Source organism: Staphylococcus sp. HMSC069E10, assembly GCF_001809205.1.
GTDB lineage: Bacteria > Bacillota > Bacilli > Staphylococcales > Staphylococcaceae > Staphylococcus > Staphylococcus hominis.
Map to the genome: position 1 here is coordinate 1 of NZ_KV796496.1, position 20,228 is coordinate 20,228.

Annotated in this window: 17 protein-coding genes; 2 read left to right on the top strand and 15 right to left on the bottom strand. The window is 30.6% G+C overall.

Translation table 11 applies throughout. From position 1 onward, the window contains the following. Positions 1 to 126 precede the first annotated feature (126 nt). The 7 genes from HMPREF2561_RS10030 to HMPREF2561_RS10060 form a co-directional block, all read right to left on the bottom strand. Positions 127 to 624 carry a DUF948 domain-containing protein gene (locus tag HMPREF2561_RS10030; protein WP_002449680.1) on the bottom strand — a complete coding sequence of 166 codons (498 nt, stop codon included), beginning with the start codon at positions 622 to 624 and terminating at the stop codon, positions 127 to 129. 77 nt (positions 625 to 701) lie between these two features. Then, on the bottom strand, positions 702 to 2,015 hold the full coding sequence (gene murC / locus HMPREF2561_RS10035) for a UDP-N-acetylmuramate--L-alanine ligase (RefSeq protein WP_048761610.1): 1,314 nt from the start codon (positions 2,013 to 2,015) through the stop codon (positions 702 to 704). A gap of 21 nt (positions 2,016 to 2,036) precedes the next feature. Beyond that, the gene (locus HMPREF2561_RS10040; protein WP_070468757.1) at positions 2,037 to 5,597 is read right to left on the bottom strand and encodes a DNA translocase FtsK; all 3,561 of its coding nucleotides are present in this window, start codon (positions 5,595 to 5,597) and stop codon (positions 2,037 to 2,039) included. A 24-nt stretch (positions 5,598 to 5,621) separates the two neighbouring features. Then, the gene (gene ytpR, locus HMPREF2561_RS10045) at positions 5,622 to 6,218 is read right to left on the bottom strand and encodes a YtpR family tRNA-binding protein (protein WP_017176343.1); all 597 of its coding nucleotides are present in this window, start codon (positions 6,216 to 6,218) and stop codon (positions 5,622 to 5,624) included. Between the two features lie 28 nt (positions 6,219 to 6,246). Then, entirely contained in the window at positions 6,247 to 7,101 is an 855-nt protein-coding gene (locus HMPREF2561_RS10050) for a DUF1444 domain-containing protein (RefSeq protein WP_017176344.1), read from the bottom strand. Positions 7,102 to 7,217: 116 nt separating this feature from the next. Further along, a complete protein-coding gene (locus tag HMPREF2561_RS10055; RefSeq protein WP_002449688.1) occupies positions 7,218 to 7,529 on the bottom strand; it encodes a thioredoxin family protein in 312 nt (103 codons plus the stop codon). Position 7,530: 1 nt separating this feature from the next. Next, positions 7,531 to 8,613 carry a M42 family metallopeptidase gene (locus tag HMPREF2561_RS10060; RefSeq protein ID WP_061544436.1) on the bottom strand — a complete coding sequence of 361 codons (1,083 nt, stop codon included), beginning with the start codon at positions 8,611 to 8,613 and terminating at the stop codon, positions 7,531 to 7,533. 92 nt (positions 8,614 to 8,705) lie between these two features. On the opposite strand from HMPREF2561_RS10060, the gene HMPREF2561_RS10910 reads away from it, so the two are divergent. After that, complete coding sequence (locus HMPREF2561_RS10910; RefSeq protein WP_039984215.1) at positions 8,706 to 9,023, top strand: PepSY domain-containing protein; 318 nt, start codon at positions 8,706 to 8,708, stop codon at positions 9,021 to 9,023. A gap of 325 nt (positions 9,024 to 9,348) precedes the next feature. Here the strand turns inward: HMPREF2561_RS10910 and trmB are convergent, their stop codons facing one another. The 7 genes from trmB to HMPREF2561_RS10100 all read right to left on the bottom strand — a co-directional run bounded on the left by trmB (position 9,349) and on the right by HMPREF2561_RS10100 (position 16,319). Then, positions 9,349 to 9,990 (bottom strand): tRNA (guanosine(46)-N7)-methyltransferase TrmB, encoded by a 642-nt coding sequence (gene trmB / locus HMPREF2561_RS10070; protein ID WP_002449690.1) that lies wholly within the window; start codon positions 9,988 to 9,990, stop codon positions 9,349 to 9,351. Between the two features lie 13 nt (positions 9,991 to 10,003). Beyond that, complete coding sequence (locus HMPREF2561_RS10075; protein ID WP_070468760.1) at positions 10,004 to 10,795, bottom strand: phosphotransferase family protein; 792 nt, start codon at positions 10,793 to 10,795, stop codon at positions 10,004 to 10,006. A 337-nt stretch (positions 10,796 to 11,132) separates the two neighbouring features. Next, a complete protein-coding gene (gene dat / locus HMPREF2561_RS10080; RefSeq protein WP_070468761.1) occupies positions 11,133 to 11,984 on the bottom strand; it encodes a D-amino-acid transaminase in 852 nt (283 codons plus the stop codon). Positions 11,985 to 11,987: 3 nt separating this feature from the next. Continuing rightward, positions 11,988 to 13,397, bottom strand: coding sequence for a Cys-Gly-3M3SH dipeptidase (gene pepV / locus HMPREF2561_RS10085; RefSeq protein ID WP_054105813.1), 1,410 nt, complete (start codon positions 13,395 to 13,397; stop codon positions 11,988 to 11,990). Between the two features lie 143 nt (positions 13,398 to 13,540). Continuing rightward, positions 13,541 to 13,972 (bottom strand): YtxH domain-containing protein, encoded by a 432-nt coding sequence (locus HMPREF2561_RS10090; protein WP_002488017.1) that lies wholly within the window; start codon positions 13,970 to 13,972, stop codon positions 13,541 to 13,543. Positions 13,973 to 13,998: 26 nt separating this feature from the next. Beyond that, a complete protein-coding gene (locus HMPREF2561_RS10095) occupies positions 13,999 to 14,685 on the bottom strand; it encodes a pseudouridine synthase (protein ID WP_070468763.1) in 687 nt (228 codons plus the stop codon). After that, on the bottom strand, positions 14,682 to 16,319 hold the full coding sequence (locus HMPREF2561_RS10100) for a putative polysaccharide biosynthesis protein (protein WP_070468765.1): 1,638 nt from the start codon (positions 16,317 to 16,319) through the stop codon (positions 14,682 to 14,684). The genes HMPREF2561_RS10095 and HMPREF2561_RS10100 overlap by 4 nt, the downstream gene beginning before the upstream one ends. Positions 16,320 to 16,595: 276 nt before the next feature. Between HMPREF2561_RS10100 and HMPREF2561_RS10105 the strand changes: the two genes are divergently transcribed. Beyond that, complete coding sequence (locus HMPREF2561_RS10105) at positions 16,596 to 17,852, top strand: BaiN/RdsA family NAD(P)/FAD-dependent oxidoreductase (protein ID WP_048761794.1); 1,257 nt, start codon at positions 16,596 to 16,598, stop codon at positions 17,850 to 17,852. Positions 17,853 to 17,948: 96 nt separating this feature from the next. Here HMPREF2561_RS10105 and HMPREF2561_RS10110 read toward each other — a convergent pair. Further along, a partial coding sequence (locus HMPREF2561_RS10110) for a DUF1542 domain-containing protein (protein ID WP_176743834.1) occupies positions 17,949 to 20,228 on the bottom strand: 2,280 nt, incomplete at its 5' end.

The window sequence follows — 20,228 nt, forward strand, 5'->3', positions numbered from 1 at the left end:
AATCATTGCTAGTGTTGTTCGTTTCAAATGAGTCACGATTATATTTCTTACTCATATTTATTCCTCCTATAAGAAATGCACTTAAACAAGTAAAAACCTCATTTAAGTGCATTTGATTGAATCATATTAAAAGTTTTTCTCAACGTTTGTAGTGTAATTTTGATTTGCATCATTAGCTACAGAGTTAGCTCTGTAGTTTGCACTTCCTCTACGATAGTGTCTATTTTGCCATTTGTCAGCAATTTCCATTGCAACATTTGACCATTGAACTACTTGAGAAATTTTATCTTCATTTTGAGAAATATTATGTGTGATTGAGTTAGTCACACGATCAACTGAGCTATTTAAAGTTTGAACTGAGTCGCCAATACCTTTAACGCCATCAACAACAGAGTTTAAACGTTCAACTTTACCTTGAATGTCTTCAGTTAAGCGATTAGCTTTATGAAGTAAATCAGTAGTTTCACGAGTAATACCTTGAACTTGACCTTCAACACCATCAAGTGTTTTAGCCACATGATCTAAATTTTTCTTAACTGAAATTAAAACTACAACAATTCCAATACATAAAATTAAGAATGCGATTGCAGCAATAATTCCAGCAATTGGTAAAATCCAATGCATAAAAAACGCCTCCTAAATATTCTTTTAAAATAAAAGTCATTAATTATAAATACCCATAATAATTATATATAAACATATTAGAATTCTTTTGACATACCAATTTTTTCTTCATAAGCACCTTGGATTTTTTGAATATCTCCTGCACCCATAAATAGAATAACAGCATTATCAAATTTTTCTAATACATCAATACTATTTTCATCGATTAACGCAGATCCGTCAATACGATTTATTAAATCTTGGATAGTTAATTCTCCAGTATTTTCACGTATTGAACCAAAAATTTCACATAAAAATACATGGTCTGCTTTACTTAATGCATCAGCAAATTCATCTAAGAAAGCTTGAGTTCTTGAAAACGTATGAGGTTGGAATACTGCAACGACATCTTTATTTGGATATTTTTTTCGTGCTGTTTCAATTGTAGCACTAATTTCTCTTGGATGGTGAGCATAATCGTCTACTAATACTTGTTTTGAAACAAAAGTTTCATTAAAGCGACGTTTTACACCGCCAAATGTTTCTAAAGCTTCTTTAATATTATTAACATCCATTTTTTCAAGATAACTAATTGTAATAACTGCTAAGGCATTTTGAACATTATGATTACCATATTGTGGTGTTAAAAAGTGATCATAGTATTCTCCATTAATATACACATCAAACTGAGTACCATTTTCAGTTATTTGTATATTATCTGCATATACATCATCGTTTTTACTAAGACCATAATAATAAATAGGTACATCTGCTTTTAGATTTCTTAAATGTTCATCATCTCCCCAAGCAATAATCGCTTTTTTTACATTATTTGCCATTTCTTGGAAAGCACTAGCAACATCGTCAATATCTTTAAAATAATCAGGATGATCATAATCAATATTTGTCATAATTGCATAATCTGGGTGATAGCTTAAAAAATGACGTCTATATTCACACGCTTCAAATGCAAAATAATCACTACCTGGTAAACCCATTCCTGTACCATCACCAATTAAGAATGATGTTTTCTTGTCTCCATTCATAACGTGAGATAATAAACCAGTTGTAGACGTTTTACCATGAGCACCTGTAACTGCTACCGATGTATATTGATTAATGACTTGACCAAGAAAATCATGATATCTAATCACATCCAACTTTAATTCATGTGCTCTAACAATTTCTTCATGTGTATCAGGAAATGCATTACCTTGAATAACTACCATTCCTTCATGTATATTATCTACACTAAATGGTAAAATTTTAATCCCTTTATTTTTAAGTGCTCCTTCTGTAAATACATATTTTTCAATATCTGAACCTTGAACTTCATGTCCTAAATCGTGCATAATTTGTGCTAATGAACTCATTCCTGCACCTTTAATTCCGACAAAATGATAATGCGTCATATCCATAAAACTCCTTTAAAATTAATCTTTCTTTAAATCTGCCTCAGTAATAAATACATCTCTTGGTTTAGAGCCGTTTGCTCCAGATATATAATCTAGTTGTTCTAATTGATCGACGATTCTTGCTGCACGATTATAACCAATTTGGAAATGTCGTTGGATTAATGAAGTAGATATATGTCCTTCTTTGACCATAAAACTACAAACATCATCAAATAATTCATCTCGTGCTTGAGTTTGAGTCTTTTTCAACAATTCTTTTTCTTCAAATAAATATTCTGGTTCTCTTTGTGCTTTGATGAAATCAACGACATCATCAATTTCTTCATCAGATACAAATGTACCTTGTACACGTATAGGTTTATTCATACCACTACCTAAATATAGCATATCACCGTACCCTAATAGTCTTTCAGCGCCTCCACTATCAATAATAGTTCTAGAGTCCACGCTTGAAGACACCATAAATGCAATACGGGTTGGTATATTAGCTTTAATAAGTCCAGTAATAACATTAACTGAAGGTCTTTGTGTCGCTACTAACATATGAATTCCACAAGCTCTCGCTTTTTGAGCAATTCTAGCAATAGATTGTTCTACTTCTTGTGGAGCCATCATCATTAAATCTGCTAATTCATCAATAACAATGACTATCTTAGGCATACGTTGTTCGTAAGACGCTTTTTTATTGAAAGCAGTAATATTGCGTACGTGATATTTTGCAAACAGTTTATAACGTCTTTCCATCTCTTCAACAGCCCACTTTAAACTTTGAGTAGCTGCTTTAACATCTGTAATAACTGGTGAAACAAGATGTGGTAAGTCATTATATGGCGCTAATTCAACCATTTTTGGATCAATCAATAATAATCTCAACTCTTCTGGATGATTTTTATATAATAATGACATTAATATACTGTTAATACATACAGATTTACCTGAACCTGTCGCTCCAGCTATTAAAGCATGAGGCGTTTTAGCAATATCCATTAATAATGGCTCATTATTAATCCGATTACCCATAGCTACTGTTAATTTAGATTCAGTATTTTTAAACTTAGATGATTCTAAGATTGATTTTAAACTTACTTTTGAAGAATTTTGGTTTGGTACTTCAATACCTACCAAGCTTGTACCTGGAATAGGTGCTTCAATTCTTATATCTTTAGCGGCCAGTGCCATCTTTAAATCATCTTGCAAAGCAGTAATTCTCGAAACTTTCACACCTTTTTCAACAGCTAACTCAAATCGTGTTACACTTGGACCTACAGTCACATTTTGAACTTCTGCAGGAACATTAAAGTAATAAAACGCATCATTTAATTCTTGTTTTTTCTCTTCAATCCATGAGTTATCAATTTGATGAATTTCCGGATCTTCTAATAATTCAAGACTTGGTAATTTAATATTAGGACCTTTTCTAATCGCAGCTTTACTTTCGTGTTGCTCGTTTTCATCTTGATCTTCATTCTGAGTATTTAATGTCATAGATATGGCTTGTGTATTTTCATTTTGTACATTTGAAAGTTCACTCGTTTCATCTTCTTGATTATCTTGAAGTGATTGTTCATTAATATTCTTTTTAATATGCTCTTCATGATTATTAGTCGCTTTTACTGATGGACTTGAACTTGGTGTACTAACTGATTTATTTTCCAATTTTGTCTCTGGTTTTAATTCTGGAACGCTAACTTTATTAGTTTTTTTGAATTTTTTAGCATCCATCAAACGTTTTTTGTCAGATGGCGTCATTACAACGTTAAAAGGTTTACTACCCGGAATGATTGAGGATTTAATAGATGATGAAACATCCTCATTTTCAACGATTTGTTTGTTATCATCTTCTAATTTTTCATCTTCAGTGTTAGATGATGAGTCATGAACTGAATCATTGTTATGTTCAATTTGTTCAGAAGCATACTCAGTATCTGTCTCAATTGCATTATCAATTGAATGGTCAATGTCATCATCGTTATGATTTGATTGTTTAGTTACCTCTTCATTCGAAGAAGCGTTCATCCCATGATACTTTGCTTCCTCTACTTCTTCTTTTGAAGTATAATTATTGTCTTGCAATTCATTAACTTTACTTAAATGAGCATCTTCATTTTTATTAAGATGATGCTGTTTGTCTTTAGTTGAATGTATAGGTGATACGTTAAGATTATCGTCTGACAATGGCTCATCATTATGTTCGTCTGTAGATGTCGTATCATTAACTTCTCGTACTTCTACATCTTTATCATTAACAGTTTGAATATTTGGGACAGATTTCAAATCAATTTCTTCATATTGATACTGCTCATCATCGTCATCATAATTAGATGTATTTGAATCAGTTTGAGTCCCTTCATCAATCACATGATTATTCATCGTATTCTCATTTGAGTCTTCCATTTTATCAGTACTATCTTCTGTATATGTCGTTCTCTCTTCATCATTATTTTCTTCATGATCTAGAGAACTCTCTCCAGTGTACTGCTTAGCTTGATTTGCATACATTTCATCAATGACTTTTTGGATTTCGTTATCATTATCCGCTGATTGTTGACGCTTATTCTGTAAAGCTTCTTTAAACTTACGTTTTTGTTGTGCTTTTTTTTCTCTTTCACGTCTAATTTCTTCTACTATTTGTGACGCATAAATATTCTCAATATTCACCGTATTATCTTTTTGAGAAAAATTAGGAACGTTACTTTTTGAAGATGTAGTTTCATAAATATTAGAATTTTGATCATTAATAATTGAAACATCAGTATCTTCATACTTAGTTTGACTCAACGGTTCATTTTTAGACTTGCTTATATTTGTTTTTACATCATTATCAGATACTCGTTGTGCTGTTTGATCTTGTTTTGAATTATGTTTCTCGTCATTATGATTATCGTCATTCTCATTCTCTTTTAGTGGAGGGATAACACCGTTTTCAATTGGTCGGCGTTTTTTTGTACCAAATACTGCAGACGGTACTTCTGAAGTTCTAAAACTTGAATGGTGATATGTAGAATTCGATGTCGTTTTATAGTTTGCTTTAAAACGCTCCGATTGTAATTTCACATGAGAATGATTATTTGTATGCTTATGATATTGAGAAGTCGTTTTTCTATTATTTTTATCATTTAATTGTGTACTATTCAACGACTTATTACGTTTATTAGAAGGTCTTTCTTTAATTGAAGGCACTCCAGTATCATCATGATTTGTATACTGTCTTCTTCTGCGTCTTCGAGTATCTGTTGCACTGTCATAAGTTTGAGGATAGTCATTATTATTATCTATTTCATCATAACTATAAGCGCCATAACCAAATTCTTTATCAACTTTAGGTGATTTCTGCGACATATATTCATCTTCATCAACTTCTCTGTAAACCGCTTCATCATATGTTTCAGCATCTTGCCCTATATCAATAGGAAAACGAAATTTTCCACGCGGACGATCATAGATATCATCATTTTCAGGAAGTAAGGTATGCTCACCATTCTTTTGTGTTTCTGAGTTATGTCGACGTTTATTTTTTCGTCTTAGTAATTCTTCATCAGAATGTTTATCATTGCCAAATAATTCATCAAACCAACTCATACTTCCACATCCTTCCTAGTTTTTTTAATCAAAAAATGCATTGCCTACTTTATAATCATCAGACAATACCATGATTCCTTTTTCTTGAGGTGCATTAGGCAAGTTCAATTCTCTCATTGAACAAATCATACCACTTGATGCAACACCACGTAATTCAGCATCTTTAATTACCATTCCACTTGGCATAACTGCACCGACTTTAGCTACGACAACTTTTTGACCTGCTTCTACATTTGGCGCACCGCACACGATTTGTAGTTTTTCACTACCAACATCAACTTTCAAAATACTTAATTTATCTGCATCAGGATGCTTTTCTTTAGTTTCTACATAGCCTACAACAAATTTAGGTGATAAATCCGCTTCAAGTTGATAATCAAAACCTGCATTTGTAATTGATTGTTGTATAGCTTCTACAAGCGTTTCATTTAATTTAATATGACCCTTACTATTAACTGAATATACTTTTGAAAAATCGAAAATATTAAATCCAACAATTTGATTTTCATGTTTAATAGCAACCACATTATTTTTTATTTCATATTCAAAAGGCCCATCTGTTGGTTCAATTTGTAAAAATGCAACGTCCCCTACGCCTTCTTTATTATAAAATAAATTCATTTAAATTCTCCTTTTTACGTATTATTAGTTATTTTTTATTAAATTTTTTACGATTCGCTTCTAAACGTTGAATAACGTTTGGATCTCTTTTTTGTTTATTATTTTTTCCTAAAATAAAAATCGGCTCTAAATGTTCTTTTTTATAACCAAATGAAAGTGACGTTATAGGTACAAGTCCCTTAGTAAAAAATTCCATCGTCAAGTGTGCCATAACATCATAGCCTGTTTTATTGCGTATATCAGCAATAATTAATACATCTTGATGAGGAACAGCGACTAACATTTCACCTTCACATTGAGCTTCAATGTCATTTAAAAACTTTGTATTTAAAATACGACTCGCATCATATCCGTCATTTGAATTGATAAAATAAAAAATATTTCCTTTTACTTCATCTGTTTTATATTTATTCTCAAGTTTACGTATATTAAACAACGACATTTCTTTAATTTGTTGTGAAGTTAAACCTAGTGTTTTTAACATACTTTCATCAATTAATCGGTACGATTTTCCTAAATCAAGTGCATAATAAATATTAGTTTCTGCAGTATGTTCTTCAATAACAAATTGATGACCTTCTTTAGTTTTTTTATCAAAACTAGTTGATCTTATTACAGGCATAACTTGAATATCTTTCATTTTAGATAGACCATTATCATCCATTTGTGCAATTGCCTCTTCAACATAATAGATAATTTCATCAATGATTTTCTCTTTTTGTTCTTCATACTTCGCTACAACTGCATTAAGTTTGATAGTTACGCCTTTAAAATTATCTCGTCTATATATACGTAATGTTTCTTCTTCACGATCAAACTTAAAATCAACGTCTAAATGTTTTAAACGTTGTTTTAATGTATCTCTCATTTGAAAGACGTTCATATTAAAACACTCCTATTTTCGCACCTTACAATATTTTACAATAAAAAGAGCTCCAGTTACAGAAAAATTAGGCTATTCTTTCATATAAATAAGAAGTTTAAGTCCTAATTACTCATTTACACATATTGACTTAAAAATGAATCTATTTGTTCGATTGATTTTCGTTCTTTTCCAATATAACTTCCCATTAATTCACCATTTTTATATACGAGAAAACTTGGAATACCCATGATATCATTTTCAATTGCTAAATCTATAAATTTATCTCGATCTACTGATACAAATTTAAAATTAGAGTATTTTTTTTCTAATTTCGGTAAATCTGGTTCAATCACTTTACAATCTGGACACCATCCAGCTGTAAATTCAAATACCGTTTGTTCATTTTTTAATTCTTCAAATTGTTTTTCAGTTTCTAATGTAATCATATTATTTCTCCTCACTTTGAAATTGTAATGTTAAAATGTTTTCATTTGTTAAGTGACTCACAGCTTGTTTTAATAATTCACGCGCGGCATAATAGTCTCTAATATCAAATACCGCATCTGTACTATGAATATATCTTGCACATACGCCTATAACTGCTGTAGGTACACCTTTATTTGCTTTATGGATTTCTCCCCCATCTGTACCACCTGGTGAAATATAGTATTGTGAACGAATATCAAATGTATCAACTAACTCCAGTAGATAGTCTCTGAAACGTGGAGAGAGAATCATTGTACCATCTTTAATTCGAATTAATGTTCCTTCACCTAATTGACCAGATAATTGCTGTTTACCTTTAATATCATTTGCAGGAGAACAATCTACAACGAATGCTATGTCTGGCTGTATTAATTCAGTTGATGCTTTTGCACCTCTTAATCCAACTTCTTCTTGAACATTTGCACCCACATATAAATCTACATCTAATTCTACATCTTTGAGTAATTCTAATATTTCAATTGCTAAGACACAACCGTAACGATTATCCCATGCCTTAGCACTATATCGATGTTCAGATAATTGAGTGAATGGTGTAAAAGGAACAATTGTGTCCCCTATTTCTATTCCACGTGATCGAACTTCTTTATCACTTTCTGCTCCTATATCTAACATTAAATCTTTAATCTCAGGAACCGCTTCATTACCTGTTCTAAAATGTTTTGGTATATTCGAAACTACACCTACAATTTTTTCACCTTTTCTATTTTTAACCTGCAGTCGTTGTCCTTGCCATATATCATTAGATACGCCGCCTAAATTAGTAAACTGTAACATGCCATTTTGAGTGATGTTCGTAATCATAAAGCCAATTTCGTCCATATGAGCCGCTATCATCACACGCTTTGCATTTTGTTTTTTTGATTTTTTTATACCAAAAACACTTCCCAAATGAGTTGTTATCACTTCATCTACAAATGGGGTCATTTCTTTTTTCATGTAGTCACGTACTTCTTCTTCAAAGCCTGGTGCTCCATGTAATTCTGTTAATGTTTTTATACGAAGTAAAGTTTTATCGTTTTCCATTACATAAACACACTCCTTAAATTTATTATATCATTTTGATTATGGTAAACTAATAATAAGAACTATTAATAGAAAGGTTAGATTCGATAATTATGACTCGTCAAACTATAAAATATATCTCCATTCCCATCGTAATAACTATAGGAGCATCTACGGCTTTTATACTCTATCATACATTGAAAAACAAAAAAGTAAAAAATCCGGATAGAATATTAGAGGAAGTAAAATCATATTTTATGGATATTAAAGGTTCTTACATTCTTCATGAACCTTTGCAAAATAAAGAGCAATATTTAAATCGTTTTGTTTATCAAGGTGGTATTACTCAAAATAAAAACAACCGTGATATAGAGTATACCTTCTATGCTGATGCACACACAGGTGAAATACTTACTATTGAAGAAAATTAATATTATTTTTTGATATTTAAAAAATATTTTAATACTTTTTTCACTTCATATTTATATTTTAAATTACATTTGTTTGATGTTTTTATTAATTTTTTATCATTTTCGAACTTAACAGTAAAGTAACGATTACTATGATAATACAAAAATCAATAATCATTTTAGATGAAATATGGACTAAATTTTTTCTTTTTCTCTTATATATTGCATGGATGTTTATCATATGTACTTATATTTATCATAAAGAGCAATAAATGATAAAACAACACACGAGCGTAAGAATGTATTTGCTTCTTACGCTCGTGTGTTGGATTTAATATATTATTTATTAATTTTTATGAAATTTGGCTTCCATTCTATAAATACGGGAACCTTTATCAGAAAATTTTTTCTCATATTCAGTTAATATATTATCTTCATCATCTTCATCATGAAGATTTAAATTTAACTTTGTAAAATACATTCCATATTGTGACATGCTTTCAAGACTATAAGCAAATAAACCTCTATTATCTGTTTTAAAGTGTATTTCTCCATCTTCTTTAAGAATTTGTTCATATAGAGCTAAAAAAGTGCGATACGTTAAACGACGTTTTGCATGTCTTTTTTTTGGCCAAGGATCCGAGAAATTTAAATAAATTCTAGATACTTCATTCTCTTTAAAGTACTCATTTAGTTCAATTGCATCATTGCAAATCATTTTTAAATTTGTGAGTCCTTTATCCTTTACTTTATCAAGCACTTTATACATAACGCTTTTTTCACGTTCTAAAGAAACAAAATTAATTTCAGGATGTTGCTCTGCAAGTGTAGTTATAAATTGCCCCATTCCTGAACCGATTTCAATATAGATTGGCTGTTTCTTATCAAACCAATCACTCATTTTGCCAGCATGCGAACCATCCATGTCTACTAGGTCAGGATGTTCTTTCAAATAATCTTCTGCCCATGGTTTATAACGGACTCTCATGTATTAAATCTCCTTAAATAAATAAATTACTATTCATTACCTCATTTAAAAATTTGAGCCATGTGTTCATATCTTTAAATCTTTTTTGTTCTTCATACCATTGAATCATGCCGATTGATTGAATCACAGTATACCATTTCATACGTTTATTTAAGTCCATACTTTCTTTAACACCATAAGTATTGAACCAGTTAGACCATTGTTGTTTTGGAACGTAGTTGTATAGCAGCATACCAATATCGATGGCTGGATCAGCAATCATTGCACCTTCCCAATCTACTAAAAATAACTCATCACGATCAGAAAGTAACCAGTTATTATGATTAACATCACCATGAACTACTGTAAAGAAACGTGAATCTAAATTAGGAATATAATCTTCCAAGTAAGTTAATGCTTTTCGAATAATATGATGGGTTAATACGTCTCTAGATAAAGAAGCATTAATTTTCTTTAACATAATATTTGGGGTAATAGGCTCCATTTCCATACGTTTTAACATATTAAGTAGTGGTTTTGAACCATGTATTTTTTTGAGAAGTTCAGCAACTCTTCTTTGAGACATTTCAGATGGTGTAAGTTCTCTACCATTTTTCCAATGTTGTGCTGTTACCACTTCGCCTGTTTCAATACGTTTTGTCCAAACTAACTTAGGCACAATACCTTCTGCAGATAAAGCTGCAATAAATGGATTTGAGTTACGCTTAAGAAATAATTTTTGTCCATCTTGTTCAGCCATATACGCTTCTCCAGATGCTCCACCTGCAGAATCAAGCGTCCACCCTAATTGATAAAACTGCTCCAACTCGTTCACCTCACTTTCAACTAGAAAATGGCTCGAGAAATATAGTTTTTCAAGAGCCATATATCTAATTTAATCATCGCTTTTTATCTAACGATTATATTTCTAACTTTGTTTTTGTTATATTGGTAAAATTATTATTTAAATGTCTTCAAATCATTTAAATTTTTTACGTTATCTCTTTAATCACTCAATGATGATTTTATAATTTTTAGCTTAATTTTTCAACTGAAAATGAGAAACAAAATGATACATTTTACTAGTATGAAAAAGCTAAAATCCCGAATGCTTTATAAATATTATAACATATCATATACATCATCGTTGAAGAAATTTAAAGTTAATTGATACTTTTTGATTCAATATACTTTTCGAATCCTTCTTGTAATTTTTTAGTAATTGGACCTACTTTACCATCATTTACAATTTCGCCATCAATCTTAACGACAGGTGTTACTTCAGCAGAAGTACTAGACACAATGACTTCATCTGCATTTTTTAAGAAATCAACTGTAAATGTTTCTTCATTAAATGGTATGTTGTAATCTTCAGCAACCCATTTAATTACTTTTCGAGTAATACCATTTAAAATGTAATTATTAACGGGATGTGTATAGATTTCGCCATCTTTAATCGCATACACATTACTTGACGCACCTTCAGTAACAGTTTCATCTCTATGTTGAATGGCTTCTGTTGCATTATATTTAACTGCATATTCTTTAGCAAGAACATTTCCTAATAAATTTAAACTTTTAATGTCACAACGTAACCATCTAATATCTTCAACTGTTACAGCATTAATGCCATTTTCAAAGTCGTCGTATGGACGATCATAACTTTTAGCAAATGCCATAATAGCAGGTTTAACTTCTGGAGTTGGGAAAGAATGGTTTCTTGGTGCTACACCTCTTGTCGCTTGAATATAAATTCCACCATTTTGAATGTCATTGATTTTTAAAAGTTGTCTTACAATATCTGTTAGCTCCTCGACAGTATAGCCTAAATCGATTTGAATTTCACTCGCACTTCTAAGGAACCTTTCAAAGTGTTCAGTTACTGTAAATAATTTACCGTTGTATGCACGAATATATTCATATATACCATCTCCAAATACATAACCTCGGTCTTCATAAGACACTTTTGCGTCTTCTTGATTTAAAAATTCTCCGTTAATAAATACTTTTGTCATTATTTATCCCTCCACACATAGTGAATAAATTGCTTCTAAATAGATACTTGTTGCGTTGAATAATTGTTTTTTAGTAATATATTCATTCTTTTGATGCATTAAATCCTCTGAATCTTCAAACATAGCTCCAAATGCAACACCTTTGTCTAAATTACGTGCATAAGTGCCTCCACCAATTGTATAAGGTTCTGTCATATCACCTGTTTGATTTCTATAAGCAGTGACAAGTTTTTGTACAAATGGATCATTTTTATCTACGAAATGAGGTTGTTGAACTTTACCTAATTCTATTTCAAACCCTTGAGATTTGATTTCATTTTTAAAACGTTCTAAAGCAGTTTCAAATTCGAAGCCTTTAGGATAACGTAAATTGATACCAAATTTGCCACCTTTTTCTTTATCATACGTAATGATACCTACGTTTGTTGTCACGTCTCCCATAACATCAGTATGGAACTTCATACCCATTTTTTCACCAAAATGAGATTCATGTAAATAACGATTACTAAATTCAGCGAATTCTTTTGCAGCTTGATTAAGATTCAAAGTTGATAGGAAGTCAATAAGATATAAACCAGCATTCACACCAAGTGAAGGATCCATACCATGGACGGCTTTCCCTTCAACAGTTAATATCAATTCACCATTATCTACAACCGCTTCACCTTCTAGTTGACGTTGGTCTAGATAATGTTCGAAATGTTGAACTACGTCTGTCATATTTTTTTCAACCAAAATATGTGCTTTAGCATGATCAGGAACCATGTTATAGCGTTGACCAGATTCAAATGAAAGAAGTTTTGCTTCTGAATGATCAGTATGATGTGAGCTTACATTTTGGACTAAATCAAATGTTGTAATTCCTTTTTCACCATGAATAGCAGGGAATTCAGCATCTGGTGCAAAACCTAAAGCAGGCATTTCTTCTGTTTTGAAATATCTTTCTGTACATTTCCAGTCAGATTCTTCATCTGTACCAATAATAATATGAATACGTTTTTTCCAATCTACATTCATTTCATTTAAAATTTTAACTGCATAGTAAGCTGCGATAGTTGGACCTTTATCATCAAGTGTACCTCTTGCCACAATAGCATCATCTGTTACAACAGGTTTAAATGGATCAGAATCCCAACCGTCTCCAGCAGGAACGACATCTACATGACATAAAATTCCCAATACATCTTCACCTTGACCTGCTTCAATTCTTCCAGCAATATGATCAACATCATGGGTAGAAAAACCATCTCTTTGAGCGATTTTATACATATAATCAAGAGCTTCACGAGGTCCAGGGCCAACTGGTGCTTCCTCTGAAGCTTGACTATCATCTCTCACACTCTTGATTGAAAGTAATCCATTTAAATCTTCAATAATTTGACTTTCATATTCTTGTACTTTTTCTTTCCACATTAGAGATCAACTTCCTTTTCAATAGATATACCTATTATTTTACATAAATCTAGTATTAAATGACAACAAGATGTCAGAAAATTTCATAGTACATATAAAAAAAGAAGTGAGAAAAAATTTTCTCACTTCTTTAAAATTTAAGTTTAATGTCTATCGTCTAAGGCATTATGATTGTTTTTCAAATCTTCTTCAGTGACTACTCTTAAATTATTATTAACAGTTGCGCCACCTTCATCATCAAATTTACCTTCTGCTAATTCATGTGTATCATTTTTTTTAGTATTCACATTAGTGAATTTAGATTTTTCATCTTGTAATAAAGATTTAGGATCATTTTTTAAACGATTTGCATAACCTTGTGGGTCATTCTTTACGTTTTGAATTGTTTCATTTGCTTTTGAGCTAATATCATTAACTAGCCCTTTCGCATTTTGTTTATAGCCTTCTGGATTTTCTTTATATTTATTATACTCAGCTTTTAATTTATTTCTGCTACTTTCACGTGATAATGCTACTGCAGCCGCTGCAGCACCAATTCCTGCCACAATTCTTAATAAACCTGCACTTTTAGCCATCATATTACCCCTTTTCTCTTTTATTACTATAAAAGTTTTAATTCTTCTGAAGTTAGTAAACGATACTCTCCAGATTTTAAGTTTTCATCTAACGTCAAATTAGAAATTTTAAGACGTTTTAATTCTAATACCTCATTATCAATTGAATGAAACATTCTTTTCGCTTGATGATACTTTCCTTCATAAATAGTAACTAAAGATAATTTATGATCTAGTTTTTCAAGTTGTGCTGGTTTTACTTTGCCATCTGATAGTTCAATTCCATTTTTAAAAGCAATAATATCTTCGTTTTTAATAGGATATTTAGAGGTTACTTTATACGTTTTAGACACATGTTTAGATGGACTCATTAAATTATGGTTAAATTGTCCATCATTAGTAATAAGTAATAAACCTTCAGTATCTTTATCTAGTCTGCCTACTGGAAATATATCAAGATGACGGTAATCATCAATAAGATCTATCACTGTTTGATTTATATCATCATAAGTAGCAGAAACATATCCTTTGGGCTTATTTAACATAATATAAACATGATTAATATACTCTATTATTTTGCCATCTACAGTAATTTCATCTTGCTCAGGATTCACTTGGGATTTAGGCGATTTTTCCACTTTATCATTAACTTTGACACTATTTTTCTTTAAAAGCTGCTTTACCTCAGTACGCGTGCCAACTCCCATATTCGATAAAAATTTATCTAACCTCATCTTAAGAATCCAACTTTACGTCTAATCTTTGCTGGTAATTCACCAAGAAATTGATCAGCTAATCGATTTTTAATTGTGATACCGCCATACACTAATGCACCGATAATAACCCCAACAAATAATATAATCATTGCTCCAAATTTACGTTCTACAGGGACAAAATGACCTAAAATTAAGTAAACAATTTCTACACTAATCATCATGATTAAACTATAAATAAAAATTTTCGCTACTTGCACAAATGTTTCTGTAAATTCATATTTCGCATATATTTTTAAAATAAAGAAATTTGCTGTAATCGCAAAACTCAATGCAATAGCAGTACTTAAAATTGCTCCTGCAGTATGGAAAGTCATAATTAATGGAATATTAAGTGCTAACTTTAATACAACGGCTCCTAAAATGACAAACACTGTCAATTTTTGTTTGTCTATACCTTGTAACATCGAAGCAGTAACACTAAGTAAAGAAATTAATATTGCTACAGGGGCATAGATAAATAACATTTTGTTTCCATCTGGATTATATTGATAGAAAACTGTATATAAAGGTGCAGCCAGTGCCATTATCCCTAAACTTGCTGGAACTGTAATATACATTAATACACCGATTGATGTTTTAATTTGACGATGCATTTCAGTTAAACGACCTTCTGCATATGTTTTAGTAATATATGGTATTAAACTTACCGCAAAACCTGCTGCAAGTGATGTTGGAATCATTACAATTTTATTGGTTGTAAAGTTTAATATCGTAAAGAAATAATCTTTATTTGCATGGAATCCTGCTGCATCTAGTGCATTGTTATGTGTAAATTGATCAACAAGGTTAAATAATGGAAAGTTTAAACTAACAATTACAAACGGAATACTGTATGCAATAATTTCTTTATACATTCTTCCATAAGAAATGTCTAATCCTGTACGATCAGACTCTACCATTTTTTGAATGTGAGGTTTACGTTTTTTCCAGTAATACCAAAGAGTAAATAAACCTGCAATTGCTCCCACAGCGGCTGCGAATGTAGCTACACCATTAGCTTGTAGATATGTACCATGAAAAACATTTAAAACTAAATAACTACCTATTAATATAAATATAATTCTGGCTAATTGTTCAGTAACTTCAGATACAGCAGTTGGACCCATCGATTGATAACCTTGGAATACCCCTCTCCATGTTGCTAATAGTGGGATAAAAACCACTACTATACTGATGATACGAATAATCCAAGTAATCTCTGGTACTGTCCATCCACTTTTTCCTTCTTTTTGACCTAAAGTAATAACTGCAATATCAGGTGCTAAATAAAACAATATTAAAAATCCTATAATACCTGATATCGACATTACGATAAAACTCGATTTATAGAGTTTCTGTCCAACTCTATATGCTCCTATTGCATTATACTTTGCTACAAATTTTGAAGCTGCTAAAGGCACTCCAGCTGTCGCGACAGCAATAGCAATATTATAAGGAACATAAGCATAGTTAAATGGCGCTAACTTTTCCTCCGCATTTGCACCCATAATCGCATAAAAAGGAATTACAAATAAAACACCTAGAATTTTAGTAATTAAAATACTAAATGTTATTAAAAAGGTTCCGCGCACCATTTCCTTATTTTCACTCATATTCAATCTTCCTATCTTTAATTTAATCAAACTATGTCGTTATACATCTGTCTAAACTAAGGACTTGCATTACTATAAAATATATCACAAAATACTTATTGTTTCTCGTTTCTTTTTAAGTTTTTTTTGTCAATTATTCTCACTATTATTAAATAAAAATATTGTAAGTTTTTTATTTATGTATTTAATACACTTTTTAACGCAAAATTCTACTTCGGTTCGCAAAATAATAAGTATTTATGTAGAATATAAATGTATGATAACGGAGGTTAATATATGTATCAAACAATAATCATTGGCGGTGGACCAAGCGGATTAATGGCAGCAGTTGCTGCGAGTGAAAATAGTAGTAAGGTTCTATTAATCGAAAAGAAAAAAGGTCTTGGAAGAAAATTAAAAATTTCTGGTGGTGGTAGATGTAATGTGACTAATCGTCTACCTTATGAAGAAATCATCAAAAATATACCCGGAAACGGTAAATTTTTATATAGTCCATTTTCAAAATTTGATAACGAATCCATAATAGAATTTTTTGAAAGTCGTGGTATAAAATTAAAAGAAGAAGATCATGGAAGAATGTTTCCAGTTTCAAACAAATCACAAGATATTGTTGATACTTTAGTTAATACAATTAAGAATAACAACGTTGAAATTAAAGAAGAAACTGTTGTTAATGACATTTCTAAAAATGATCAATCTTTTATAGTAAAAACACAAGATGGCGAATTTGAATCAAAAACAGTTATTATTGCGACTGGTGGAACAAGCGTCCCCCAAACTGGGTCCACAGGTGATGGCTACAGATTTGCTAAAAATCTAGGCCACACTATTACTGAATTATTCCCTACTGAAGTTCCTATTACATCTAGTGAATCTTTTATTAAAAATAAAACACTTAAAGGCTTAAGTTTAAAAAATGTAGAATTATCAGTTTTAAAGAAAAATGGTAAAAAACGTATTAGTCATCAAATGGATATGATTTTTACACACTTTGGTGTAAGTGGACCAGCTGCATTACGTTGTAGCCAATTCGTTTATAAAGAACAAAAAAATCAGAAAAAACAAGACATACAATTACAATTAGATGTATTTCCAGAGATTTCTTTACAAGATTTAGAAAATAAAATAAAGAAAATCTTAAGCGAAGAACCAGACAAATATATAAAAAATGCACTGCGTGGTTTAATAGAAGAAAGATATTTATTGTTTATGCTAGAACAGGCTAATATTAATGAAAATACAACATTTCATCATCTTTCAAATCAACAGTTGACTCACCTCGCAGAACATTTCAAACAATTCATTTTCACTGTTAATGGTACCCTTTCAATTGAAAGAGCATTTGTTACGGGTGGTGGCGTTTCTCTTAAAGAAATATGGCCTAAAACAATGATGTCAAAAATTCAACCTGGTTTATTTTTATGTGGAGAAGTATTAGACATTCATGGGTATACAGGCGGCTACAATATTACAAGTGCTTTAGTTACCGGCCACGTCGCTGGAAACGAAGCTAGACAATTTATATATACTTAAAAATAAAAAACACTCCAAAAGTTAAGTAAAATTATAACTTTTGGAGTGTTTTTTATTTCATATTTTGAATACGAAGATAACTGAATTTATTTTTTATTATTTATCTTCTTTTTTTCTTCGTTTTAATAATAATAGCAGACCACTTAATAATGTGAACTCAGCTAAAGATAATAATGAGTTTTCATTTTCACCTGTATAAGGTAGAGTATTTAATTTTGAATGATTATTATTCACATTAAATTTATTATTAAAATTATTAAATGTAACTTTGTTGTCATTAACCAATCCAAAGTTATTTTCAAATTGCTTAACATTCACATGTTCAATCTCATTAATAGTCACTCTCGTTAATTCATTAATATCATTAGTAGTCACATTTTCAACTAATTTATTTAAGGCTTTCATAACATAAACATCAATTTGTTTATAAGCTTTATTTCTATTATATTCTGATATATTTGTTAATCCTTTAATATACGCTTTACGTTTATTTGCTACATCAAAAATTTGAGATTTAGCTTTCAATTTTACTTTGTCGATTAGAACTATTTTATTAAATTCTTGAAGATAATGTATTTTTATATTATCAACTTGTTTATTAGTTTGAGCTTGGTTTACTTTTTCTTCTGCTTTTTTATATGATTCATCAAGTTTTTGTTTTATGAATAGTTTTTCATCTATTGTAAATGTTTGATCAGATGATACTTTATCTTTTAATTTTTGTAATTCCACTTCTAATTTAGATAAAGCATCTGCTTTTTTAATAACTTCAACTTGAATACTATTAATTGATTGTTTACCTTGCTCTGTAGTCTGATCGACATCTGAGTTAGTATTGGCACCTTCGAGCAGTTTTTTAGCTCTCATTACTGCCTCTTCTACTTTTTGTTTTGCTGCATCCTTTTCTTCTTTTGTTGCGTTTGGTGTTTGATCAATTTCTGCTTTCTTTTGTTTAGCTAATTCGTCGATAGTTTGTTTAGCTACAGATTTTTTAACTATTTCTGGTTGGATTTCATCAATAGCATGTTTACCACTTTCTTTGGCTATTTCAACATCAGAATTAGTCGTAGATTGAGCAATATTATTCTTTGCTTTTATAACTTCTTCATCTACTTTTTGTCTAGCCACATCCTTTTCTTCTTTTGTTGCATTGTGATTATTCTCAATTTCTGCTTTTTTAATTGTTGCTTCATCATCTATCGCTTGTCTAGCTAAAGATTTTTGTATTGTCTCTGGTTGAATATTAGATATAATTGAAATTCCAATTTGAGTTGATTGATCTACTGTATCATTCGTTGTAGATTGATCAACATTATGTTTCGCTTTTGTTGCTGCTTCATCTACTTTACGTTTTGTCATTTCTTTTTCTTCATTCGTTGCTTCATGATTACTATCAATTTCTGCTTTTTTTGCTGTTACTTCATCATCTATAGATTTTTTTGCTTGTGTTTTTTTCAAAGCTACCGCATTTATATTATTTATTGCACTTATACCATTAATTTGTGCATTATCTACATTGGAATTATTTATTGATTGATCAACATTTCTTTTAGCTTTATTAACCTCATCATCAATTTTTTGTTTAGCTATGTCTTTTTCTTCTTTTGTTGTCGAATTATCTTGATCAATTAGATTTTTTCTAAGAGTTGCTGCTTCATCTATCGCTTTTCTTGCTTCTGATTTTTTAACTACTTCTGGTTGTATATTTTCAATAGTATTTTTACCAGTTGTTTTAGCATTATTCACACCATCATTTGTTGTAGCTTGATCTATATTATTTTTCGCTTTTATAACTTCTTCATCAACTTTTTGTTTTGCTGCTTCTTTTTCTTCTTCAGTTGCATCTAGCATTTGATTAATTTTTTCTTTTTTTACTTTTGCTACTTCATCAATTGCTTGTCTTGCTAAAGATTTTTTAACCACTTCTGGTTGTATATTATTGATCTCTGTATTTCCTGTTGTTTTTGCTTGATCCACTGCATCATTTGTTGTAGCTTGATCAATATTATCTTTTGCTTTTGTAGCTTCTTCATCTACTTTTTGTTTTGCTACTTCTTTTTCTTCTTCAGTTGCATCTGGTGTTTGATCTATAATTTTTTTCTTAGCAATTGCAGATTGGTCAATTTCATGTTTTGCCTCTACTTTTTTTATAATTTCAAGTTGGATTGTATTAATAACATTTATCCCTTTTGTTTTCGCGTTATCAACTCCATCATCATTTTCTGCTTCGTTGATATGAGTTTTAGCTTCTGTTAACGCTTGATCCACTTTACTTTTCGCTGCTTCTTTTTCTTCTTCAGTTGCTTCTTGCGTTAAATCAATAGTTGCTTTTTTAAGTTTAGCTAAATCATCAATTGCTTGTCTTGCTTCTGATTT